The 21,389-nt window shown below is 39.9% G+C and carries 28 protein-coding genes; 1 reads left to right on the top strand and 27 read right to left on the bottom strand.

Annotation, left to right across the window (positions count from 1 at the left end):
* From H740_RS06455 to H740_RS06365, 21 genes are all read right to left on the bottom strand, one after another.
* Positions 1 to 201, bottom strand: a 201-nt coding sequence (locus H740_RS06455; protein WP_002952552.1) for a hypothetical protein, incomplete at its 3' end; no start/stop codon positions are given.
* 20 nt (positions 202 to 221) lie between these two features.
* Positions 222 to 1,226, bottom strand: coding sequence for an adenine-specific methyltransferase EcoRI family protein (locus H740_RS06450; RefSeq protein WP_002952549.1), 1,005 nt, complete (start codon positions 1,224 to 1,226; stop codon positions 222 to 224).
* The gene (locus tag H740_RS06445) at positions 1,223 to 1,597 is read right to left on the bottom strand and encodes a hypothetical protein (protein WP_002952545.1); all 375 of its coding nucleotides are present in this window, start codon (positions 1,595 to 1,597) and stop codon (positions 1,223 to 1,225) included. The genes H740_RS06450 and H740_RS06445 overlap by 4 nt, the downstream gene beginning before the upstream one ends.
* Before the next feature lies 1 nt (position 1,598).
* Positions 1,599 to 3,551 (bottom strand): type IA DNA topoisomerase, encoded by a 1,953-nt coding sequence (locus tag H740_RS06440; protein ID WP_002952543.1) that lies wholly within the window; start codon positions 3,549 to 3,551, stop codon positions 1,599 to 1,601.
* Between the two features lie 20 nt (positions 3,552 to 3,571).
* Complete coding sequence (gene ssb, locus H740_RS06435) at positions 3,572 to 3,994, bottom strand: single-stranded DNA-binding protein (RefSeq protein WP_002952542.1); 423 nt, start codon at positions 3,992 to 3,994, stop codon at positions 3,572 to 3,574.
* Positions 3,995 to 4,031: 37 nt separating this feature from the next.
* Positions 4,032 to 4,256: a hypothetical protein gene (locus H740_RS12195; RefSeq protein WP_002952541.1), complete on the bottom strand. Its 225-nt coding sequence runs from the start codon at positions 4,254 to 4,256 to the stop codon at positions 4,032 to 4,034.
* Positions 4,237 to 5,244: a type IV secretion system protein gene (locus H740_RS06430; protein WP_002952539.1), complete on the bottom strand. Its 1,008-nt coding sequence runs from the start codon at positions 5,242 to 5,244 to the stop codon at positions 4,237 to 4,239. Before H740_RS06430 ends, H740_RS12195 begins: the two co-directional genes overlap by 20 nt.
* Position 5,245: 1 nt before the next feature.
* The gene (locus H740_RS06425) at positions 5,246 to 5,521 is read right to left on the bottom strand and encodes a hypothetical protein (RefSeq protein ID WP_002952537.1); all 276 of its coding nucleotides are present in this window, start codon (positions 5,519 to 5,521) and stop codon (positions 5,246 to 5,248) included.
* A gap of 55 nt (positions 5,522 to 5,576) precedes the next feature.
* A complete protein-coding gene (locus H740_RS06420; protein ID WP_002952536.1) occupies positions 5,577 to 6,428 on the bottom strand; it encodes an ArdC-like ssDNA-binding domain-containing protein in 852 nt (283 codons plus the stop codon).
* A gap of 40 nt (positions 6,429 to 6,468) precedes the next feature.
* Positions 6,469 to 6,663 (bottom strand): hypothetical protein, encoded by a 195-nt coding sequence (locus H740_RS06415; protein ID WP_002952535.1) that lies wholly within the window; start codon positions 6,661 to 6,663, stop codon positions 6,469 to 6,471.
* Between the two features lie 190 nt (positions 6,664 to 6,853).
* The gene (locus H740_RS06410; RefSeq protein WP_002952534.1) at positions 6,854 to 8,776 is read right to left on the bottom strand and encodes a type IV secretory system conjugative DNA transfer family protein; all 1,923 of its coding nucleotides are present in this window, start codon (positions 8,774 to 8,776) and stop codon (positions 6,854 to 6,856) included.
* Positions 8,769 to 9,179 carry a plasmid mobilization relaxosome protein MobC gene (gene mobC, locus H740_RS06405; RefSeq protein ID WP_002952533.1) on the bottom strand — a complete coding sequence of 137 codons (411 nt, stop codon included), beginning with the start codon at positions 9,177 to 9,179 and terminating at the stop codon, positions 8,769 to 8,771. Before mobC ends, H740_RS06410 begins: the two co-directional genes overlap by 8 nt.
* The gene (locus tag H740_RS06400; protein WP_002952532.1) at positions 9,176 to 10,123 is read right to left on the bottom strand and encodes an ATPase, T2SS/T4P/T4SS family; all 948 of its coding nucleotides are present in this window, start codon (positions 10,121 to 10,123) and stop codon (positions 9,176 to 9,178) included. The genes mobC and H740_RS06400 overlap by 4 nt, the downstream gene beginning before the upstream one ends.
* A gap of 1 nt (position 10,124) precedes the next feature.
* On the bottom strand, positions 10,125 to 10,337 hold the full coding sequence (locus tag H740_RS06395; protein WP_002952528.1) for a hypothetical protein: 213 nt from the start codon (positions 10,335 to 10,337) through the stop codon (positions 10,125 to 10,127).
* 11 nt (positions 10,338 to 10,348) lie between these two features.
* Positions 10,349 to 11,545, bottom strand: coding sequence for a DNA type IV secretion system protein ComB10 (locus H740_RS06390; protein ID WP_002952527.1), 1,197 nt, complete (start codon positions 11,543 to 11,545; stop codon positions 10,349 to 10,351).
* 1 nt (position 11,546) lies between these two features.
* Positions 11,547 to 12,818 carry a TrbG/VirB9 family P-type conjugative transfer protein gene (locus H740_RS06385; RefSeq protein ID WP_002952526.1) on the bottom strand — a complete coding sequence of 424 codons (1,272 nt, stop codon included), beginning with the start codon at positions 12,816 to 12,818 and terminating at the stop codon, positions 11,547 to 11,549.
* Positions 12,815 to 13,465, bottom strand: a complete 651-nt coding sequence (locus H740_RS06380) for a VirB8 family type IV secretion system protein (protein WP_002952525.1) — start codon at positions 13,463 to 13,465, stop codon at positions 12,815 to 12,817. Before H740_RS06380 ends, H740_RS06385 begins: the two co-directional genes overlap by 4 nt.
* Positions 13,466 to 13,594: a hypothetical protein gene (locus H740_RS12415; RefSeq protein WP_009495754.1), complete on the bottom strand. Its 129-nt coding sequence runs from the start codon at positions 13,592 to 13,594 to the stop codon at positions 13,466 to 13,468.
* Positions 13,595 to 13,596: 2 nt separating this feature from the next.
* Positions 13,597 to 16,101, bottom strand: a complete 2,505-nt coding sequence (locus H740_RS06375; protein ID WP_002952524.1) for a VirB4 family type IV secretion/conjugal transfer ATPase — start codon at positions 16,099 to 16,101, stop codon at positions 13,597 to 13,599.
* A gap of 8 nt (positions 16,102 to 16,109) precedes the next feature.
* Positions 16,110 to 16,352 (bottom strand): hypothetical protein, encoded by a 243-nt coding sequence (locus H740_RS06370; protein WP_002952523.1) that lies wholly within the window; start codon positions 16,350 to 16,352, stop codon positions 16,110 to 16,112.
* Between the two features lie 13 nt (positions 16,353 to 16,365).
* Positions 16,366 to 16,722, bottom strand: coding sequence for a hypothetical protein (locus H740_RS06365; RefSeq protein ID WP_231679328.1), 357 nt, complete (start codon positions 16,720 to 16,722; stop codon positions 16,366 to 16,368).
* A gap of 673 nt (positions 16,723 to 17,395) precedes the next feature.
* Here H740_RS06365 and H740_RS06355 point away from each other — a divergent pair.
* On the top strand, positions 17,396 to 19,033 hold the full coding sequence (locus H740_RS06355; protein WP_002952517.1) for a relaxase/mobilization nuclease domain-containing protein: 1,638 nt from the start codon (positions 17,396 to 17,398) through the stop codon (positions 19,031 to 19,033).
* 172 nt (positions 19,034 to 19,205) lie between these two features.
* Here the strand turns inward: H740_RS06355 and H740_RS06350 are convergent, their stop codons facing one another.
* Genes H740_RS06350 through H740_RS06325 form a run of 6 tightly spaced genes read right to left on the bottom strand, consistent with a single transcriptional unit; the run spans position 19,206 to position 21,345 of the window.
* Positions 19,206 to 19,769 (bottom strand): HepT-like ribonuclease domain-containing protein, encoded by a 564-nt coding sequence (locus tag H740_RS06350; RefSeq protein ID WP_002952515.1) that lies wholly within the window; start codon positions 19,767 to 19,769, stop codon positions 19,206 to 19,208.
* Positions 19,762 to 20,097: a nucleotidyltransferase family protein gene (locus tag H740_RS06345; RefSeq protein WP_002952513.1), complete on the bottom strand. Its 336-nt coding sequence runs from the start codon at positions 20,095 to 20,097 to the stop codon at positions 19,762 to 19,764. Before H740_RS06345 ends, H740_RS06350 begins: the two co-directional genes overlap by 8 nt.
* 17 nt (positions 20,098 to 20,114) lie before the next feature.
* Positions 20,115 to 20,534, bottom strand: coding sequence for a hypothetical protein (locus H740_RS06340; RefSeq protein WP_002952512.1), 420 nt, complete (start codon positions 20,532 to 20,534; stop codon positions 20,115 to 20,117).
* Between the two features lie 41 nt (positions 20,535 to 20,575).
* On the bottom strand, positions 20,576 to 20,815 hold the full coding sequence (locus H740_RS06335; protein ID WP_002952510.1) for a hypothetical protein: 240 nt from the start codon (positions 20,813 to 20,815) through the stop codon (positions 20,576 to 20,578).
* 31 nt (positions 20,816 to 20,846) lie between these two features.
* Complete coding sequence (locus H740_RS06330) at positions 20,847 to 21,089, bottom strand: hypothetical protein (RefSeq protein WP_002952508.1); 243 nt, start codon at positions 21,087 to 21,089, stop codon at positions 20,847 to 20,849.
* Between the two features lie 13 nt (positions 21,090 to 21,102).
* Positions 21,103 to 21,345 (bottom strand): hypothetical protein, encoded by a 243-nt coding sequence (locus H740_RS06325; RefSeq protein WP_002952507.1) that lies wholly within the window; start codon positions 21,343 to 21,345, stop codon positions 21,103 to 21,105.
* Positions 21,346 to 21,389: the final 44 nt, after the last annotated feature.

Below are 21,389 nucleotides of genomic sequence, written 5' to 3'. Positions count from 1 at the left end.
TGCGTTAAATGCGATGTAGCAGATTGCGGCTAGCGTTATAAAGAACGCGTCCGCGTTTAGGATTGTTTCCACCTTATTGGGTAGTTTTAAGAAATATAAAACTGCATTCGTGCCAAAGCCTAGCAAATTTATGGCTAAAAATACCCACATAAATCGCTTGGCGGGGCTGTTAAATAGTTCTGTTTTCTTTGACTTCTTCATGATTTTAATAAATTTGCTCCCTAAATTTGATTTATTAGCCTAGTTCTCGGTTTAAGGCCGTTGATTCGCTGAATTATTATCCTGGTAAATAGTTCTTGTCCGTTTAGGACGGCCGATTTCGTGTTGCTTTGGGCATAGTCTTGTTTGACTAGCTCGGGGTATTTTTCCTTGATCTCAAAATCGCAGCCTAATATATGAAACTGCGCAGGGTTGTGTCGTAAAAAGAACGTAAGGGGCACGCCGATTATGCCATCATAGTCGATTGGTATGTTTTTATAATTGGTCACTTCTATGATTTTGTAGTTATCGTATTCCGGATATTCGTGCTCATTGCCTTTATATTTCTTCATTAGTCTTACGCCGGTTTGATGCTTTGTGCTTTTTAAATTCGTAAACCACGATACGTTGCTAAATCGCTTTTTGCTGCCGTCCGGGCGAGTAAAAATATTTACTTGGTGATTTCCTAGCCAAATTTGGTTATTTTTGTATAGCTCAAATATCTTTTTATAGGTAATCGAATACGTTCCGCCTACGATTAAAAATTTCTTTTGACCGCTTTGGGCTATATCTATAAGCTCTCTAAAAAGGGAGAAGGGCGGATTGGTTACGACGATGTCGGCCTGCGCGATTATCTCCTTTACTTCGTCGCTGCGAAAGTCGCCCCGACCGCGCAACTGTGTTTCGCTCATGCCGTCACTCGTGATCTCTATTTTCGTGCCTTTCGAGTTTAGCTCGTTGATGTTAAACGTCGTCGTAATCAGCTTTTTTAGCTCCAAAGTTTTAAAATTTAAGGCGAAATACCTATAAAAGTTGCTATTTTTGCCGTCATTGCACGGGCAGACCACGATTTTGTCTTTAAAGTGCGCTTTGTAATCTTGCAGCTCTTCTCTGATCTCGTCAAAGCTAGTATAAAACTCGTCGTCGATCTCGTATTTGGCTTTCATAAAATATACATTGGCTCTCTTTTCTTTATCCGCCATCCAGCCTTGCCCGACCAGCTCGTTTTGGGTTGAAATTTGGCTCATTCTTTCCCTTTTTGTTCCGTTTTGCTTTTTGTATCGAAATACGATTTTAAAAAGCAAATTTCAAAACAATCAGCTTCTGGATCATTTAAATAATGCTCTAAAAATGAAGCGAGTTCTGAACGTACACTGCCAAACTCTTTAATAAATTTTTTCTTATTTTGCGTTGCAAAGCATATAAAATCATCTTTGCCGATAATACACTCATAACGACTTTCTAAGTTTCTCCTGTATTTTTTAAAAATGTCAAAAAATACAGGGTTTAACGTATCCTTATATTTTTTACCGAAATAAATCCCGGCTATATCTTGCTCTTTATCGATTGTCGTTTTACGGCAAACACGAAAAAAGATTTCGGCGTTGTCCACAACCATGCTATTTCCTCTTCAATGCCTTTTCTATAAACGCCTTACAAATTTTCAGATCGGTATCGTAACCTTTGGGTAGCTCCAGCTTTTTATCTTTTGCTAGATCTTGCGCTAGTTTGATTTGTTTGTCGCTCGGCGGACGGATGGCCTTATCTTTATTCTTATTTATAAAATCCGAGCAAATTTTCCAGTCCGTTTCGATACCGTCTGGCAATGCTATTTTTAAATCCGAAGCTATGTTTTTCGCAAAATTTAGCTGAGCTTCGCTCGGAGGTTTGGTTTCACCGCTATTTAGCTCCTTAAAGCCCATTTTCTCGTGCAGCGGCTTTATAAAATCGAGATAATTTACTTTGCCGTCGCTTATTTCGTCTAGCACGCCTTCCATTTGCTTTGTAAATTCGCTTTGCGTGATCCACTCGTCATTCGCCTTAACACTTTCGATGAAACTTATCCCTTTGCCGGTGGCCACTATGTTTTGATTTTTGCCTTTGGTTTCGATAACTACGAATTCCCGCTTTAAAAGCGTAGGCAGAAACGTAGCATACGTGCTTGGCCTACCGATGCCCTCTTTTTCTAAAAGGGAGATAAAATTGCTTTCCTTGTAGTGCTGCGGAGCTTGCTTTTTAACTTCTTGTAGCTCGAAGCCTAGCACCTCGACTTCGTCGCCTTGATTTAAATTTAGCTCTATTTGGGCTACGTCTTTATCTTGCTCGTCTTCATCGTCCGCTTGCTCTTTCAAAGCCCCCTTAAAGCCTTTATAAATGCATTTGCCGGTCTTGGCCTTAAAGCTTAGAGCCTTGACGTCTATGTCGTATGTTTTGTTCTCGTTTACGGTATTTTTGGCTTGGCTTAGGACTGAATTTAGAAAAATGAGCTCATAAAGCGATTTTTCGTCATCGCTTAGGCTTTCGCGCCCGGCGATCTCATCTATCTCGCCGTAACCATGCACGTGGCTTATACGGATCGCTTCGTGGGCTTCGGCTTGACTTTGGCTGCCGGCTTTATATATTTTTTTCTCGTACCACTCCTCCCCTTTAAATTTAGCTTCTACTTCGTTTATAAACTCGTCCGATATAGTGTTGCTGTCGGTTCTATGATACGTTATAAGACCTTTTTCGAATAGCTTTTGAGCTAGGCTCATGGTTTTATCCGAGCTAAACCCCAGCCTCTTATTCGCCGCTTCTTGCATTTGGCTGGTTCTAAACGGAGCTTGCGGCTTTATTTGGCTTTGTTTCGTATCTATTTGATATACTTTCGCCATGCTACCGCCAAGTTCGGCGATTTTTGCGTTCGCTTCGTCCTTTGAGCTAAAAATATTATCGTTTACGGCCGTAAATTCTACGCCGCTTCTCGTTTTTAGCTTTGCTTTGATTTTGTAGTCGATCTGTTTTGATGCCGGGCTTGCTAAAAACTCTTTTATTTCAAGCTCTCTTTTTACGATCAGGGCGAGTGCCGGCGTTTGAACCCTGCCGACGGATAAATTTTTATCGTTGAGCTTGTTGATGTAAGCGGGCGACATGATAAATCCCACCAGCTTATCGCCTACCGCTCGTGCTTTAAAGCTATCGAATTCCTTTAAATTTGAGCTTGCAAACGGCACGGCTTTATCTAGCCCTTTTTTAATGCCGCTTTCGGTTATTTCGTGAAACTCGGCGCGCTTTACGCTTTTGGCGATATTTTTAATCGTCTCGTAAACCATGTAGCCGATGCCGTATCCCTCTCTGTCCGGGTCGGTAGCGATAATGACGTCCTTACCTTTGCAATCGTTAAAAATTTCGTTCATTCTATGCTTGCTTTGCCCTTTCATCTCAAATATCGGCTCATAGCCGGTATAATCGGCCACTATCTCCTTTGCAAGCTCTTTAAAATGTCCTTTGGTAGCATAAACCTTTGCGCCGGTTATATGCTCTATCTTATCGCACTTGTTTGGGCTTTCGATGATGATTACGGCATTACTCATTTTTCGCTCCTTAGTTAAATTTATTGCTCAAACGGCGCATCTTGCGCGTTATCGATATATTCATTGTCTATCTGCGATGCAGAATGGGTTTGCTCGTTTTGCCCGATTTCTTGCCTATCTTTGGTATCGAGCATTATCATCTTATCGACGACTACGCTATGCTTGCTTCTGTTTTGTCCGTTATTATCCGTCCATCGGTCAAATTTCAACCGCCCCTCGATAAATATCCTTGAACCCTTAGCCAGGTACTGATTGGCTATTTCCGCGCTTTTACCCATAAAAGTTACGTCTATAAAGCACGTCTCTTCCCGCTTCTCGCCGTTTGCCACATTAAATTTGTGTGTCGAGGCTATTGCGGTATTACCTATGGCCATACCACTTGCCGTGTATCTGAGCTCTATATCTTTGGTTAAATTTCCTATGATTGTAGCTTGTGCGAACATTTTTACCCCTTTTAAAAGAATTTTCTAAATTTTAGCCTTACGGCACCGCGTATCCGCCGCGAAATACTTTATAAGCATCATATACGCCTTTTCCTAGCATTTTCGTACCTTTGCCTATATCTTTTCCAAGATTTACACTCGCGTCTATTCCGGCTTTCGTGATTTGTCCTACCGCATTTCCGCCGGTGGCCTTGCCGAAACTTTGCAACGCTCCGCCGATAAAGCTGCCGCCGGTCGCTTTTCTAGCTAGTCCACCCAGCAAAGTCTTTCCGGCTATGCCGCCTGCTACCCGCCCCTGCCACTACTCCGCCTGCTCCGCTTTCCATCTGTGTTCCTAGTACCGCATTTATCCAATTTGGTATTTTTCTGATTATGAAAAGCGCAGTTATGCAAGTGATCGCGCCGGTTATCAAGTATTCAAACTGCTTTATAAATAATTCACCTATGACGTTTTGATATTTCTCAAGCTCTATGATCGGATTCATTGCTAAATTTAGGGCTATAAATGCCAAAGGAGCTATTATGGCGTATGATAGATATAACTTGTACCAGCTCCATAAATACGGCAAAAAGCGCGGTGTGATCAAAAACGGCAGCACCAATGGCAGCGTGCTTAATATCAAAAATGCTACGAATTTACTAAAAAATATAACGATCGTAATGCCGATTAGTAGAATAAAAAATACTAGGTAAAATATCCAAAACGGGATCATTAAAAATGCCGTTACGACGCTTGCCATTATGTAATCCGTCGGGCCATTAAAACTTAATCCCAACATAGACCATTCTTGCGATTTTAAATAGGTCTTGGTTCCGTATTCCCACATTAAAGCCCTTAAATTATCCACTCTATTGGCCGATTCCGTCACGATCGTTCCGAAATCTTGACTCTGAAAAATTGAGCTTACAGTCGCGGTTATCATATTTTCAGGTATGGTTAGGACGTATAGGGCGCCGGTATATGCGCCAAATGAGCTAAGAACGGCAAAAATAAAGCAAAGCTTGATTATATATTTTATAGCGTTAAACGTCTCCTCTCGCGTCGGATAGCCGTTTTTTAGCTTATCCAACAGCCAAAATACGACTATTAAGATTACGATCGTCGTCGTGGCGGTCGAATAAACTAAATCGTGAGCTCCTTGATAAAATTTTTCAAATAAACTCATCACGTTTTCTTGCATAACTGCTTGAGTCTTGTTTATCCAGTTGCTATCCGTTAAAAGCGTTTTTGCTACTTGCTGCTGTGCCATTTTATGCTCTCGTTATATCTTTTTTATAGGTTTTTATCGATATTAGTGCTTTATTGTTATCTAGCGGCTCTGAGATTTTTATCTTTTTGATTTCTATTTTTTTGCCGTCTTTCATTATCGTCTCTGTCGTGATCTCCTCTTGAAAATAGGGGCTTTGCATCTCGATGATAAACTCTTCAGCTCCCTCTTTTATGCTTACATCATCCGCACTCATCGGTTGCTTTTTGGCGGTCATTCCGTCGCCGACCCCTAGAAAATTCAAAAATTCAAATAACATTTTAATTCCTTTAAATTCGGGGCTTTCGCCCCGTCTACCCTAAGTTTGGTTTAGCTTACCTGCCTTGTTCCATGACCTTATCTTTTTGCCTAGTCTGCTTTTTAGCTTTCTCGGCTTCTTTGGACATATCAAGCCTTTGCGCCGGGTTATAGTAGTCTACGCCTTTGATTTGAGCCATAGTTAGGCTGTCTAGCTGCTTTGCTAAATTTCCGCCTATCCCCAATGTCTTGCCGTAGTCTATTCTGACTTCGTATGCTTGGTTCTTGGCCGCCTCTCGGTAGTTTTGGATGGCAGTTAGATCCCGCTCTTTGATTTTTTCTTCGTTTAGCCCGTCGAATTGACTTACGTGATAGAGCGTTTTCGTCTCCAATCGCGGCTTTATCGGGATTTTTTCCTTGACTACGTACGTGATCGCCTTGCCGGTATTTTCATCGAGTCTAACGTTGCCGTCTTTGTCTTTGACTGCCGCTATAACCTCTTTGCCGTCTTTGTCCAGTTTCGGCCTTAGCTCGTGATCTGCAATATAAAGCATTTTAACGCCGTCCACTCTCGCTTGTAGGCCGTTTTTGGTTTTTAAAATTTCGCCGGTTTGCTCGTCGTGTTTGAGCTTTAGCACCCCGCCCATCGCGTTGCCTTGCTCCATCGTTACGAATTGAGCCTTGTCGTAGCCTTTTATGGCCATCTCCGCCCTTAAAAGCATGCTGGTCTCTCTTGAATACGTTTTGCCGGTTAAGGCGTTGTAAGGCATGGTGTTATCCACCTCTTCCTTGCTCATATCCCTTTGCCAATCCGCTTTTGCGGTCTTATGAGCTTCAAAAAGTTTATACTTCATGTATTTATCGAAGCTCTCTTTTTTCTCGGCATTACTCATCTGCTCCCAACTCTTTTTCTCTTGTTCCATTGCCATTTTTTATCCTTACGTCTGTCGTTTACTCATAGCTTTTGGGCTATGAGTCGGTATTGGGCTCGTCTTGATCGGCGACTTCCATGCTTTGGTGGGACTTATTTAAATATTCCCATTCCTTGCTCTCGCCGTCGCTGATTTCAAACTCACCGTCTTCGCTTGTCGCAAATCGCTCGGCAAGATTTTTCTCATACTCTTTGTATGCCTTTTCTTGCTCTTGCTTTTCTGCATAGGTCATTGCTTACTCCTTAGGGTAGATTTTAGAGCTTTGAGCTCTAATTTAAATCTTCTATAAAAATTTAGATTAGAGCTCTTAAAAAATAATAAAACATCTAAAAATAAAATTACATATAATTTAAATTTAACAAAAATAAAAATATTATATTTTTAAATTTTTTGCTAAATTTATTATAAAAATTTATAAAATTTTACTCCCTATCCACTTTAATTTTTAGAGCTTTTAGCAGCTCGTCTCTTTGTTGTCTTTTATCATCCGCAGGCTTGATCTCGCTTGAGCCGTTTTGTGCCGTATTTACTTCGCCTTTTGCCTCTTTTTCGCTCCCTTTTTTGGCCGTATAGGCGTCTTGCTTGACGGCAGCTTCGCCTTGGTCGTCCTTTGCCTCAACTTCTAGCTTATCTGCCCCTTTCCACTGTGCCATCTTGAACCAATAAGGCACTTTTGCCTTGATGGGCATCTTGTAAAAGCCTTTAACAAGAATTAAAATATCGCTACTATCTTGGTTTTTCAAATCTTGGGCAGTTACTAGCTTTTTGGCTTCTTTGCTCTTTGAGATATTGCTTTTAAACAGCTCCATATTACCTTGCGATTTGCTGATTTTGATATTTGTGTAGTCGCCGATTAACTTACTCGTATCCTCTGCGTCTTTGTCGCTATTCATGTTAAAAATTACGTGATATCCGCTGTTATTTTTTACGATATTCATATCGTCTTCACCGTAGTATTTTTTGATCTGCTCGTAGCTTTGCGTAACAAAAACCGGTAAAAGCCCATAGCTTCTGCAAAGTGCGGGGGCTTCTAATAAAAATGGCATCTTGCCGAAGCGCACGAACTCATCCCCAAAAAAGTATATAAATCTCTCGGGATCGCTGCACTCTTCTCCGCTCATTAATTTCTTAAATAATGTTTCTATGAAAATACGAATTAAAGGAGCTAAAATTTCGATATCTTCGGTTTGAACGACTACGTACATCGATATTCTTTTCGCTCTTAAATCCTCGAACGTAAAGCTCATCTTGCTGGTTGCGTTGGCTACTTGCGGATTGCTAAAAACTGTCATAAATGTATCGTATGTCGATTTTATGCTTGCAAATTCATTATCTGCGGCTCTTGCATACGCTCTAGCCTGATTTCTCGTGCTTTCGTCGATACTTTCGTCAAAGCTTGTCTGTTTTAGCCAAATTTTAAAAGTATCTACGTCATAGTCTCTCTCTCTTTCTTTGTCCGGGTCGTCCTCGTCTATCTCTTTCATTGCCTCTTCGCCGAATTTTTCGTCCAAATACTCGAAATAATCGGCTTTTGGAGCTTGTGCAAGTTGGGCTAGCGTAGCGTGTTTGTCTTTTTGCATAAAGTATTCGGCGAAAAATACAAACATCGTTCTTGCCGATTTTATCCAGTGATCGTTTTCGCTGCCTTTTTCGCCTACGAAAATGGTAGAAGCTATCTGCTCGGCCAATTTTTTGATATGTATATACTCCATGTCTTTAACGATTGAGCGATCGAACGGGTTAAAAAATAGCGTATTATCCCAGCTAAAAGGGGAGAATAGCTGAATTTCGTTGTTAAAATATTTTTGCCTATACCCGGCTGTCTTTTTATATAGTTCGCCTTTGATATCTAACGTTACGCAAGAAGCCGGTACGCTTAGTAAATTCGGAATGATCATACCCGCCGTTTTACCGCTTCCAGGAGGTGCTACCACTAGCGTTGAGAGCGGCTGCGTAGCCCTTAAGAACTGCGGATTATCGCTATCTATATTGTGACATCCTAGCACCAAGCCGTTTTTATAGTTTATATTCATTTTAGGGAAGTCTTCGGGCGTCGCGAACCTTGCTGAGCCATAATCTTCGCCGTCTCTAAAATACGGCAATAGCCACCACGTAAAGACTACCAAAAACGGGGCGATCAGTGTAAATAATGCAACGTAAGCCTTTAATTTTAGCGTCGGCGCGCCTATATTTATTAAAATTTTATACGCCACTGCGGGTACTTTTATCAAATCCGGATTAAAAATAACCTTGACTACCGCCAAATATAGCACTACGCCCATTATGAGCGAAACGAAGAAAGCCCAAGCCCATCTTTTAGCGGTAAATTCTTTTGAACTATCCATTTTCCTCCCCTTTTGTTCCCTCATTGCTCGGCGTTTTAGTATGTTTGACATCTATTTTTATTTTTAAATCTTCCATTTTCGCGCTTAATTCTTTTATGGCTACTGCGAAGCTCCGCATATTTTTTTCTAGGTCATTCTTGGCTTCTTCGGGGCCGGTAATGTTTGCATTTAGATGATAGGCAATCTGATTTAAATTTACTCCCAAGCGACCGAATTCTCGTAAGAATTCGCTTATTATTTCGTTATTCGTTTCTATCTGTTCTAGCACGTCAGCGTATTTTTCTACATGTACCAGCTTTCGAACTACTGCCGATTTACTTTCATTGCGTCTTTGAGATATGCGTTTTAGTACCCTTGCGTCGGCTTCGGTAAAATATATAAAATGCGCGGCTACTTTTCTCATGCTACGATCTTTGCAATGTCCAGTTCTTTTAAATTTAAGATATCCGTCACGACTCTTTGATTTTTAACCCTGGCTATTTGGATAATGTAATCGATCGCCGTAACGATAAGGCTATCTAGCATGCGATCGTCCACGCTTGATAGGCCGCCTCCTAAAATAATATTGGTTTTAATGGCTTTTATGGCGTCTTTGGGATTATTTGCGTGTAAGGTACTTAAATTTCCGGCATGCCCGGTGTTGTTTACCCTTAAAAACGAAAAGGTATTGCGGATGTCTATCTCGCCTAAAAATAGCCTATCGGGTCGCAAGCGCATCGCATTATCGATCGCTACCTGATAGCTGTAAATTTCGGTGGCGATTTTGGGTACGGCCAGCTGCGTTTTATTTACGTTTTCTACCCTCAGCTCTTGGCTGTCCTCTATGGTGACTACTCGCTCGCCCGGGTCTATTTCTCCCATTAACGAGTTTAAAAAGCTGGTCTTCCCGCTTCCCGTTCCGCCGCTTAAAAGTACGTTTTTCTTATCCCGGATTAGCTCTTTGATTTTTTCATAAGTCCAGCCCTCGTTTATCACGTTTTGACTTAATGTAAAGCTTTCTAGTTTAAAGGCCTCTTTGCTGGGTATCCTTATACAAATTGCGATATCGCTATTAAACAGACTTGATTTATGCTGCGCTTGGACGCGGTAACGTAAAAACGGATCGGGCAGTTCGCATGAGAGGTGGCAATGCGTTTCGTCGAAGCGCTGATTTCTTCTAGTGGCCAGCTCGATCAAAAAATTATTTAGAAATTTTATATCTAGCTTTGGGTCTTGCACTATTTCCCAGTGGTCGCCGTAGTCTATGTTTATTTCGCACGGCCGATTAAATATTAGTTCGTTTGCCCGCAGGGTCAAATACGGCTTTAAAACGCCTAAAATATTATTTAAAATTATGCTTTCGCTCATTTTACTCTTCTTGGCTTGCTTCTGTTGTGCTCGTACTTACCAAATCGTTTTTTTCTTGCACTAGCTTTTCTAGCTTCTGCCTTTCTTTTGCAGCGTTTGCCTCAGCCTTTTCGGTAATTTTTAGCTGATTTGCTATGCGTTTTAGTAGTCTATCGTTTGCTTTTTTATTTTGTAGCTCAGTCTTAACTTGGCTTTTGATTTGCTCGTATTGCATCGGCTTTCCCTTTAATCGTTAAAATATTGCATCATCACTTCGCCGTTTTTTGGTTTTGCAAACCACATATGATTTGTAGGCACTAAAAATATACGGCTTCCGCTTTTGATTTCTATGGTTGGCTTGATTTGGCTTTGCTGCTGGATTATGTCTTGCACTACGCTGCTTACGTCGCTTCTAGCATTTGAGTAAATTTCGGTGGCGTAAGAGTTGTTTGAATTTCCCATTTTTGAGGCTATACCTAAAAGCAAAGCGTTCGTAATCGTTGAAATTGAGTAGGCTATGCCGTAGCGTTCCCAATATTTATTATTTATCGCTCCTACGACTCCATTCATTCCCATATTATCGGCGGCCATTGCATCTGTTAGCATTATATTAATGCCTTGCGGCGTGATTATCTCGCGCCACCTGATTTCCAGCCTTTCATGCCCGATTTTGGTGTCGTTGGTGTAAAAGCCTATCACTTTACTTCCGCGAGGGATCAGCACTGCTCGCCCCATAGCAGCATATATGTCTTGCTCTATTTGAGCCGTTACTATTCCGCTCAAATCCGAACTTATCGCGCTCGTTAGAATTGCCGGGATCAGCCGCCCGGCTCTAATAGTGCGGTATAGTCTGTGTTCATTCGTGCTGACATCTAGGCTTTTTTGATTTGAGAAGCCATCGGCGCCGTATTTTAATGAGTTTTGATTTACGTTTTTTATCTCGTTGTTGCGATTAGCTAAAATTTGAGCTCTTATTAGCTCGCGCATTTTGTTTTCGTAGGCGGCCTGGTTGTCTCTTCTTATTTCTTGTTTTAGACTCTCTTGCTTGGCTTTTAGCTCTTCTTGTTTATCTCTAGCGCGCTGCGCCATTTGCTCTTGCTCTTTCGTCATATCTTCGGGCGTAGCGACCGGCGCTCCTGGCGTGATCTGCCCGGATTGCTTTTTATTAGCTTCGAGTTCTTCTAATTTCTTTAAAATTTCGCCTAAATTTTGCCCGTCCTCGCTCGGCATTTTCTTTCCGGCTTTATAAATGTAATCGTCGACCGGAAATTTTGAATTTTCAAAAAGATGATTCAGATTCTTTTGGTTTTGTAAATTTCTTATTTGCTCGTCTTGCTGCTCTTGCCCGGCCGCCTCGTTAAAAATTTCCTCCGCCAAAAGGGGAGAGGAAATTATACCAAGCGTCGCAAGGCTTAAAAGCAGCGTTTTCTTCCCCTTTTTCATTCTAAAATCCTCTTGCTTTTTTTGTGGATTCGTTATATTTTTCTTGGTTTTTCGTTATTGTTTTGCTATTCTCTTTTTGTCTTTGTTTTACGGCTTCTTCATCGGTGTTTAAATTTTTTCTTATCTCTTTTCTTAGTTTTTCGGCCTGCGTTTCTTTGCGTTCTACGCATACGTAGCTGTCGCCGCTTTTAATCGTAAATTTCGGATTTATAGTCTCTGCGATTATGTAATCGCCTATTACCCTCGTTTCTACTGGGCTATCTTGTTTATCAATGACTGCGTAAATAGTAGGGATTTGCGGCATTTCGTCTTTGGAATACTTAAAATACGTAAATTTCTTATCGCTAAAAATTTCAGCCGATAGCAGCCACTCATTTTCTTTTTTGGCCTTTTGCGTATATCCGCTGTAAATATCGCTCTTTTTGACTTTCAGCTCGGCTATGCCGTCTTTTATTGTTAAATACTCCTTGCCGTCCTCTTCAAGCTTAGCAAGCTTAGCTTTTTGCGTTTCGCCGTCTTTTATACGAACTATGAAGCTTGGGTCGCTTGAATTTTTATAATCCGTCGAAAAAATATAAAAGGTATGGATTTTTCCATCACCCGTAAAAATCGTTAGGCTAGTATCGATGCCGATTAGTTGCGGGATTATTGCGATAGCATTAGGCTGGCTTGGGATTTGCTCTATTTTAAAGCCGGTCTGGTCGCCTAGCACGAAATTATCTATCTCGCTATCAAATATCAGCGTAGTGGCCATTGCATGGCGCGTGCGAATTTTGATGGTTTTATCGGGCTGATATTTGACTACTTGCGTATTTTCGTATCCGCTGTATTTCTTTGAGTGAAATTTTTGCTGCAATGCCTTTAAATCTTGATTGCGGATGGCGTTTTTCATAAGCTCCAGCTCGTCTTTGCCTATCTGCCTATCCGAACCATCGGGCGCACCACCGAAGTCTATTACGTCTTGTTCGGGAATTTGCCCGCCGTTAGGGTCGTTAAATTTTGCCCCTTGCAGCTGCTGCCTTTGCTTGTATAGTCCGAGCGGATTTATTTTAAAATTCGATTGTATATTGTTGTTTACGTCTTTGTTTTTATCGTTAAATATATCTTCGCCCATAGAGCCGTTTTGCTGCTGCTCGTTTACCAGCTCTTGCGTTTGGCGCATAATGGCGCGGATTTGATTCATCTGCTCTTCGCTTAGTCCCTCTTGAGGCTCGGGTGCGCTTAAATTTAAAGCAAGTACCGAGACGATCGAAAGTTTTATTAAATTTCTCATTTTGAGCCCTTTTCGTCCAAAATTTGCGTTATTTGATATTTACTTACGATAAAACCGGTAGGATTTTTCATCGTATCGGCGTATGTGCCACTTTGGTTGCGAAAGTCGTACTCTATCGCGCTTCTGTATTTTTTATAGCTTACTTCAGTGCGCGTAGGATTCGTGATCTCGGCCTGGAAGTCGACCGTCGCTACGTTTTGACTTAAAACGGCTACGTTTAAAATTTGAATGTTACGGAAGTAATTTTTAGTCGTATAAATCGAGTTGGGATCGCTTACTAAACTTTGAAATGCTTCCCATACCTGCCTGCTGCTTTGCGTGCGTATCTCGTTGTAGCGCTCGACATCGTCTATGCGATTTATCATCTCTCTGTTTTTAACGTATCCAGCTAAAATGCTTTTTAGCAGCTCTTCGTTGCTGCGGACATTTAGGCTCGTATCGTCTATAGTCACGAAGCGGGAGTCGCCATCTGAAAATTTAAGTAAAACCGGCTTTGTTTCCTTTAACGGCGTTAAAAGCGCTATTGCTACCGCCAGACTTACGCTTACGACCGCGAGGGCTATGATCGTATAAAACATATACGCTTTAATGCTTCTTTCGGCTCTAAAAATAAAATTTGGGTCGATCTTTCTCTCTTCAAACGCCATTTAACCCACCTTTATAAAATCGTAACAAGCGCAGGGGCTTATTCTTTCTATTTTGCTAGGTTTATCCGCGCATCCGCTTAAAAGCGCCGCTAGTATCGACGCCGCCATGATGATTGCAATCTTTTTCATCCTTAACTCCTCTTCCCTTTAAATTCTATGTAATGTTTTCGCCAGTGAACCGGGCTATCGTTTTTAAGCTGCTTTAAAAGCATTACGTTGTCCGAGCTTGACGAGAATACTCGCAAGTAGCTTCCGAGCCTCGATAAATCTATATCCAGCTTTGCGCTCTCGTTTCTTAATTTCATATTTAGCAGTATTTGCCTCGCATTCGAGTTTGTCTCTTTTAAAAATTTGGCTTCCGTCGGCGTTAATCCTATCATCGCGTTTAACTCCGCCAGCGTCTCTTCGCTATTGGTCGGAAATATGACGAAATTTGCGATATTGTCCAAAAAAGACGAGCCGCGCTCAATGTTGTTAAATAAGCTCATATTTTGAAAGCCCATACACATTACTCCGCCGATTTTTCTAACTTCTAGGATCGCTTCTAGGATTTTTTCTTGCATCGTCTCATCCTGTAAATAATCCTTTAACTCGTCTATAAAGCAAAAGAAGCCGCGCTTATCCGCGCTATTTTTGGCTTTATTTTTTAGTTTATGAAAAATATATATAGCCGTAAGTCCGGCGGTTTTTTTGTTTTGCAGTATGCCGTCCATATTTAATACCGATAGCTGCTTGGTAAAATTTAAGGCGTCTTCTTTGTTGTCGAATATCGAACCCTTATAATTGTCAAATCTGATTTTTAGTCTTGATTTCTCGTTATTGTCGCTTGGAAGCGATATAATAAAGTCGCTTAGCGTTAGCGTTTGACCATCTTGCTTCATGTCGTATATACGGTCTATCGTGTTGTTAATATCGTTTATGGCTTCATGCTCGTCGTTTTTAACCTCGGCCATAAAGCGTAGCCATGACTTTAAAAAGTCTCTATTTTCGTTCGTGTCGGCTAGACTGAATGGATTTAATTTAAAGCCATCGCTCTCACTATCGTGATATTCGCCGTCTACGTAGTTCGTGAAGTTATACATACCGCGTAGCTTATCCATTGCAAATATATCTATCGGGTATTTAAATAAATTTGTCATTAAAAATTGCGCCAGCGTCGTCTTTCCGCTTCCGGTTCCGCCCACTATCATCGTATGCCCGGCTGGGCGATCGCCATCTGGCTGCCAGTGAAAATTGAATAAATACGGCGTGCCGTTTAGGTGCTTAAATGTCGTTATCGCTTCGCCGCCCCAGTCATTTTGGTTAAATCCGGTTACTTCGTTTTCAAAATTTGCGATCGTGGCTAAGTTGCTGATATTTAGCGTTTTCTTTCTAGCGTTTAAATTTCCGCGACTAGGAAAGAAACTAAAATAAAGAGCTTTTTGATTTAGCGTTTCTCGGACAACATTTAATCCTTGATTTTCTAGGATATTTTTTAGTTCGTTCGAGCGGTTTTCCAGCTCTTTGAGGCTATCGGCTAGGCAATATACCGAAAAGCTCGTCTCCACCAAATTTTCTCTGTCGGCTTGGATTAGCTCCATTAACTGATCTAGCTCTTGGCGGACTAGCTCTACCGCAAACGCTTTGGTGTCCTTTATCTTCTTGATCGCCTTGCGCTTTTCGTAGGCTTTTAGATAAATCATAGCCATAAATTCGTTATTGCTTTTGATTAAATTTGAGGTGATGATCGACTTGATTTGCTCAGTTTCGTAGGCTTTTACGCTGATAAATCTAGCGTATTTGGTCGTGCCGTCGTTGCGGTAAAACTCTATGTAGTCTTTTTTAAATTCTACGTATGAGCTTATGTAACTATCCGTGATCAGCTCATTCGTATATGTAAGGTTCGTCTCTTTCGCGTTTGAATACGTGGCATAAAAATTTATGATCTCATCGCCGCTTAGCTGTCTTGGCTGATAAATCGAGAAGTAGTTTTTGATATTTGAGAACGTATCGCTTAAAAGCTCGATTTTTTGCTTTAATTTTGCGCTTTCGTTGCTTTCGTCGCCCTCTTCGCTAGTCATTTTGGTTTTAAAGCTTTCCAGTAGTCCTGTGATATTTTTCGTCATCGTAGAAATTATTAAAAAGTATCTTATAGCGTATATATCTTGATTGGTTTCCCATTTTTTTATGATCTCGTTCGCATACGGATTTATATTTTTGTCTGTATATTCTTTGTCGTCTTGCTTTGTTTTTTTGATGATTAAATTTATTTCTACGTCATCTTTCAAAGTCGTAAAAAACATAACGCGGTTTAAAAGGTAGTCTGTCTCGTCGTCTAAGCTGATTCCGGCGTAGCTTATCCCTTTTAGCTCTACTGCTATACTTGCGTTGCCGTCTTTGGTGATTATTATATTCTCGCCGTATTTGCAGGCGATGTTGTTTTCTTTTGCCAGTGTATAAATTTGCGGTTCTGCTATCATTAAAATTTCATCCGCTTTTTTATTGATCTTATTGATTTTTGATAAAACGTCGTTTTCCGTTTTATTTTTAATGCTTGGTTTTTCTTGGCTTACGTCAATGCCAAGCTCTTTTTTTAGTTTTTCTTTCTTTTTATTTTGATTCCACTCTTTGATTACGCCTATTATTCCGCGAGCCATTTTCTAACCTATGCATAAAATTTGTTTTGCGATATTTTCATTTTAGAACCTATGATGTCGTATATGTCTTCATCAAAAAATTCTAAAATAAAGAAGAAGCAGTATAAAATAGCAACGACTGCTAGCGAATATAAAATCAAGATAAACCACGAGATAAATCCAGCGATTATAATCGTGAATAGACTCGTGGTTGTTAGACCTATGATTTTCGTTCTTTTGGTTAAGTCCATATAGCAGTCGGTCACTATCATTCGCTTTTACCTTTTACATTGCTGCGGCAGATAAGCCGTATGCAATACCAAGAATAATCGCGATACCAAGTAGCAATTTTATATTATTTTTTAAAGCCTCGATATTTACGAACATTATCGTTAAGAATACTACGACCCAAATAATGCCGAATACGGTGATTACCGTATTGATAACGCTTGCGGCACTACTGCCGGCTTCAGTGATTTGTTCGTTTGCCTTTGTTTCCAAAGTTTTTAAAACGTTTTGGCCGCCCGCTCCGAATAAATGAAACGGCAAGAACATTAAAAAGTAAAAAATACTTTTCGCCTTTTTTGAGACTTCTCTCATTGTTTGCTCCTTTTTGATTAGAATATTTTCGATTTCTAGCACTATACTATTTTTCAAAAAGCGAGATTTTGTAAAAGTGATTTTGCGAATAGCGATTTAAAGGATATACAAGCAATTCTTTTAAAGATTTTATAAGTATTTATTTACTTTTTTACTTTTTCATATTGATTATTTTATAGGCTTTTTGCGATTATTTTTTTAAAAAAGTCTTTTTACAAAATTACGCTTTTCAAAAATTTTACAAATTCTTTTAAAAATTTTCTCTTCCGTTTCGTTTTGCTTATCTCTGAATACTTTTGCTAGATATTTTTAATTTTTTCTTATATTTTGTCCATAAGCTTATCCGAATAAAATTTTCTTGTTTTATTTTTATGTATCGCGAATATAGTTCTAACTTTTCAAATATTTTTGTGCTTTTTTACGCTTTCCCTTTTAAAACCTACTTGCTTTTTCTCAAAAATAAAATGCTCTGCATTTTATTTTATTTTCGGCAATTGCAAAATTACCGAAAATCACAGCTTTTTTAAGTTTAGTTTCCCCATTTTTAGGCGTTTTATCGCCGTAAAATGGGCTAAACTTAAAAAAATGATATATAAAGAGGGTTATCCTGCCTTACTTCTGGCATTATCTTTTCTTAAAGCTACTTACACTAACATCTTTTGCAAATATCTTTAAAAGCTATGAATACTTTTTAAGAATTTAAAAGGGAGAGAATTTGGCAAGACGCGATTGGGATGCGTTTTTCGAAGAACTAAAAGCTATCAGAGCCGGCTATACTCGTACGGCAAAATCGGAGCATAAATACGTTTCTTTTGGAAGCGGCGTAGGATTTTCTCGCTCGCATATTCCTTTTCCTAAAAATAACTTTGCCAAGCAATCAGTCGTAAAGATGATTTCAAATTTGCCTAAAACTTCCATCAAGCGTTGTATCGACTACGCTCTTAAAAACTCTCTCGACGGCGCGGCTATCAATGAAAAAGGGGAGAGAGTAGGCAGCGATGAAGTTTTAAAAGATTGGGGCAAGGATTTCGGCGATAATACAAACTCGAAGGACGCGTGGCATCTAATTTTTTCTATCAACGAGCCTTGCGACGATCAGCAAAAATTAAGAGCTTTGAGCGAGAGTGTACATAACGTATTAGGTCTAAATTTTAGCGGACACAAGTATGCTTTCGTGCTACACACCCATCAGAATAATCCGCACGTGCACGTGGTTTTAAATAAACGAAATAGCTTTACCAATAAAAAAATCCACTTTGATAGCAGAAGCGAAATCAGAGAGTTTTTTGACGACGTGCGGACGAATTTCGCTTACTCTCTCGGAGCTCGTGGGCTAAAATACGAGAATAAAAATTTCTTGCAAAAGGATTTAAAGCTCGAATTTAACAAAGTAAAATCCGCCGTGAAGCTGGAAGCGGACGACTATACGGCAAAAGATAAAATAAACGACTATTATTCAAAAATGCAGGATAAAAATAAGCAAAGCTATGACGCTACGGCAGGGCGAATTGAAGCTATGAATAACGAACTTGTCGCGCTTAAAAAAGATAATGAAGAGCTCTTACGGCTCTTTATGCTTTATACTAAAAAGCGAAATAAACGGGCGTATAAGCTCGCTCGTGAGTTAAAAGAAAGTAACCGAGTCATCAAAGAAAAGAGCAAGGCCGTGCTATCTGAAATCGACAAAATAAATAAAATTTCCAATCAAGCTATGCAGCTTAACGAGATGCGATTGGCTCACTATAAAGACCACTCCGCAGGGCTAAATTTACTTGAAAATTTTAGCTACAACTACAATAAAATTTATCCGAAAAATAGGGGCGCGAGCAAGGCCGATGTCGAAAATTATAAAAAAGTGCGACGCGCTATCGCTATTCATCGCGGCCGCGAGGACGATGCGGCTAGGAAGTATTTCGAGGATAGCCTGCTAGTTACTCGCATGCTCGGGCGTAACGAAAGTCTTTTTAAATTAACCGCAAAGCTTGAAATTTTAGATAAAAACCTTTACGTCTTGCAGCACTCGGGCATAATCGGCGAAGAGGCTACCGCTTTTGAAAAAAGGCTAAAAAGCAATAAGGAATTTATCGCGGATATTTGTCAAAAACGCTTCGACTACGTCGGCAAAAAGCTTTTAAATAGCGATAAAATCGATAAGGACGGTTTTTTGTTCAAAGAATATTTTAAAGGCGTATCGGTGCTGGGCGTTAAGCCTGACGATCGTCTAGTAAAAATCAAAAACGAAAAGAGGCTTTATAAAGACGTCTTGGCTGAACGATCCGGTAAGACTAAAACTCAGGGTTCTCGCCCGGCGGATCAAAATAAATTTAATAATGAACTTGGCGGTCGAGAGTAGATTATATTTAAGAAATAATAAAATATTTAAAAATAAAATTATATTTCATTAAAATATAGTAAAATTAGAAATATCATATTTCTTAAATTTATGTAAAAAGAAGTATAAAAAAATTAAAATTTAGAAAGGGAAGGAAGCTTATTTTCCCCTTTTTAAAAATTCAAACGCAAAATTATTTTACGTTTTCGTTCGAGTTGCTTTTGATGATGCCCTTGAGCTTGTCTGCATATGATTTATCAAGCTCAAGTCCATTTTTTCGTAAGTCGTTGTAGCCTTTTTGAATATCTGCCCCAAGATCGCTCTTGGCTTGCGGGGTTAAAATATTCTGCTTCTTAACGAAGCGATCGATCTTTTTTTGTAAATCTTCGCACAGCTCTTGCTTCGTTTCTTTTATGACTTTCTGAAGATTTTCTTTGAGATTAGGAAGATCTGTGCGTATAACGTCTTCTATGATCTCGTTTTGTATATTGTCATAATTGTGAGAAGACCAATTTCTGATATCTCTTATCCCTTTTATATCTTCTTTTTTAAATTTATCTAATATATGGTATTCCTGCGCTTCTTCAAGCTTCTTAAATTGCTGGTATACGACGTCGATATGTTTCATTATCGCTGGCTTTGCAAGCAGCTCGTCTTCTAGTGCTGCTGTAACGCCTTTGGGCTTACAAATTTCAAATACTTGATCTATTTTTTCTACCGCCAGTTCTAATCGATATATAATTTTTTTATCAGACATAAATCGCTCCCCTCACTATCTTGTCGTCTTGCATTTTTTGTTCAGAATAGAAATCGCAAATATCTACCGATTTATGAAATTTGCCCGCGATCTGCTCTTTTAAATCATTTAAATACGCAAGCGCTTTAAACGCGTGCAGTCTATCCAAAAAGTCCTTTTTGTCGGCCAAAACGACTATATCTATATCCGAGTCTTCACCCGCATAACCTTTGGCATAGCTTCCGAAAAGTCCTATCTTTTGGATGCCGTCTTTTTCAAGACCCGGCTTGAGCTCGGATAGATATGCGAGTATCGATTCTTTGGTTAAATCGGGTAACGTCGTCTTCATTGGGGATTCTCCTTTTTCTATCTTTTTCCGTTTTCAAGAACCGTTATATATTCTGGATCGCACTCAAATTTGCCCCATTTTGTACATTCGACCTCGTATGCCGACCCTACTTTTTTATTATTTTTATCTACGACTACTACTACGAGTTTCTCATTGTTTATGAGGTCGTTTTGAGCTTTCCATCTTGTAAATTTGGCAAAGCCCTGCTCTGATGTATAATTTTTCCAATTTTCGCCATTAAATAAGGTCTGTGCATGATAAAATTCAAAATCTGTATTTTTAACTCTCTCTTTTAGCTTATTGACCATTGCATCGTAATTTGCTTGTTTTATTGCCGGATTTGCATTCTCTAGCTTTACAAGCCCATCATCTTCACCGCATCCTGCCAACATAAGCCCGGCTATAACAGCCGCCGTCAGCAGTTTAATTTTCTTCATTTTTCATCCTTATTTTTACAAATTATAGCATATTTTGCTATTTACTTTTGCCGCCTCTCGAACTCCTCGTAAATCGGCATCAGGACTTCCTCTTTGTGGCCTCTGAAATCAAAGCCCAGCGAGTCCAAGTAGTCCGCCATCATCTCTACGCTACTCTTCAAAAAGCCAAGCTCCCTGTCGCTAATGTTGCCAAGCTCCACCGGCTCAAGAGGGAGTGGGGCTTTGATTAGCTCCACCATTATATCGTGTGCCCTTTCAAATTTATTATAGTTCTTGTTCATTGACTCATGCTGCCCTTCGTCTATTTGACCCCTAAAGGTTTCGCGGCGCCCAACCATCGGTCTGTCTAAACGTTTGCGCCAGCTTATCTAAAATAAAAACTTTAAACGGATCGTGGCTAAAAAATACGCCATAGCTTTCAACGTTCGTCGCGTTGCCTATAAATTTAAGCTTTATCGCCTCCGTGTATTCACCATCCCTTTTTAAGGAGTATCGCCCCTCATCCATCGAAGAATTTAAACGGGCGTAGTCTATTTCCGTTAAATAAATTTTCATTGTAATCCTCTTGCTATGCCGTTGCCCGGATGTATCTATCCATGCAATCTTTAAGTCCTTTTAGCGTGTTATATGAATAAAAGTGCCTATCCCGCGTGTTTGTACCGCATTCACAATATAAAAATAGAACCTCTTGCTCGTTCCAATTCGTGCTAGCGCCGTAAGTCCAGCCGTCTATTTCAATTCTTGCTCCGGTTTCATCTTGTTTAACTTCGCCGTATTGGCTAAGTAGTTTAATCGCATTCGTTAATTTCATCTTTTTAAGTTCCTTTCTTCTTAATTTATAAAACGATTATACCA

It is taken from the genome of Campylobacter showae CC57C, assembly GCF_000344295.2.
Lineage (GTDB): Bacteria > Campylobacterota > Campylobacteria > Campylobacterales > Campylobacteraceae > Campylobacter_A > Campylobacter_A showae_B.
Note: the sequence above shows the minus strand (reverse complement) of the source record. Positions and strands in the feature narration are given on the sequence as shown.

Bases quoted from the DNA above. Each gene is read 5' to 3' on its own strand.
- H740_RS06440 (WP_002952543.1), bottom strand. From the start codon at position 3,551: ATGAGTAATGCCGTAATCATCATCGAAAGCCCAAACAAGTGCGATAAG.
- ssb (WP_002952542.1), bottom strand. From the start codon at position 3,994: ATGTTCGCACAAGCTACAATCATAGGAAATTTAACCAAAGATATAGAG.
- H740_RS06450 (WP_002952549.1), bottom strand. From the start codon at position 1,226: ATGAGCCAAATTTCAACCCAAAACGAGCTGGTCGGGCAAGGCTGGATG.
- H740_RS06340 (WP_002952512.1), bottom strand. From the start codon at position 20,534: ATGAAGAAAATTAAACTGCTGACGGCGGCTGTTATAGCCGGGCTTATG.
- H740_RS06370 (WP_002952523.1), bottom strand. From the start codon at position 16,352: ATGATAGTGACCGACTGCTATATGGACTTAACCAAAAGAACGAAAATC.
- H740_RS06445 (WP_002952545.1), bottom strand. From the start codon at position 1,597: ATGGTTGTGGACAACGCCGAAATCTTTTTTCGTGTTTGCCGTAAAACG.
- H740_RS06425 (WP_002952537.1), bottom strand. From the start codon at position 5,521: ATGTTATTTGAATTTTTGAATTTTCTAGGGGTCGGCGACGGAATGACC.
- H740_RS06345 (WP_002952513.1), bottom strand. From the start codon at position 20,097: ATGAAGACGACGTTACCCGATTTAACCAAAGAATCGATACTCGCATAT.
- H740_RS06335 (WP_002952510.1), bottom strand. From the start codon at position 20,815: ATGAACAAGAACTATAATAAATTTGAAAGGGCACACGATATAATGGTG.
- H740_RS06330 (WP_002952508.1), bottom strand. From the start codon at position 21,089: ATGAAAATTTATTTAACGGAAATAGACTACGCCCGTTTAAATTCTTCG.
- mobC (WP_002952533.1), bottom strand. From the start codon at position 9,179: ATGAGAAAAGTAGCCGCGCATTTTATATATTTTACCGAAGCCGACGCA.
- H740_RS06380 (WP_002952525.1), bottom strand. From the start codon at position 13,465: ATGGCGTTTGAAGAGAGAAAGATCGACCCAAATTTTATTTTTAGAGCC.
- H740_RS06415 (WP_002952535.1), bottom strand. From the start codon at position 6,663: ATGACCTATGCAGAAAAGCAAGAGCAAGAAAAGGCATACAAAGAGTAT.
- H740_RS06385 (WP_002952526.1), bottom strand. From the start codon at position 12,818: ATGAGAAATTTAATAAAACTTTCGATCGTCTCGGTACTTGCTTTAAAT.
- H740_RS06420 (WP_002952536.1), bottom strand. From the start codon at position 6,428: ATGGCAATGGAACAAGAGAAAAAGAGTTGGGAGCAGATGAGTAATGCC.
- H740_RS06375 (WP_002952524.1), bottom strand. From the start codon at position 16,101: ATGGCTCGCGGAATAATAGGCGTAATCAAAGAGTGGAATCAAAATAAA.
- H740_RS06430 (WP_002952539.1), bottom strand. From the start codon at position 5,244: ATGGCACAGCAGCAAGTAGCAAAAACGCTTTTAACGGATAGCAACTGG.
- H740_RS06400 (WP_002952532.1), bottom strand. From the start codon at position 10,123: ATGAGCGAAAGCATAATTTTAAATAATATTTTAGGCGTTTTAAAGCCG.
- H740_RS06390 (WP_002952527.1), bottom strand. From the start codon at position 11,545: ATGAAAAAGGGGAAGAAAACGCTGCTTTTAAGCCTTGCGACGCTTGGT.
- H740_RS06410 (WP_002952534.1), bottom strand. From the start codon at position 8,776: ATGGATAGTTCAAAAGAATTTACCGCTAAAAGATGGGCTTGGGCTTTC.
- H740_RS06350 (WP_002952515.1), bottom strand. From the start codon at position 19,769: ATGTCTGATAAAAAAATTATATATCGATTAGAACTGGCGGTAGAAAAA.
- H740_RS06395 (WP_002952528.1), bottom strand. From the start codon at position 10,337: ATGCAATACGAGCAAATCAAAAGCCAAGTTAAGACTGAGCTACAAAAT.
- H740_RS12415 (WP_009495754.1), bottom strand. From the start codon at position 13,594: ATGAAAAAGATTGCAATCATCATGGCGGCGTCGATACTAGCGGCGCTT.
- H740_RS06325 (WP_002952507.1), bottom strand. From the start codon at position 21,345: ATGAAATTAACGAATGCGATTAAACTACTTAGCCAATACGGCGAAGTT.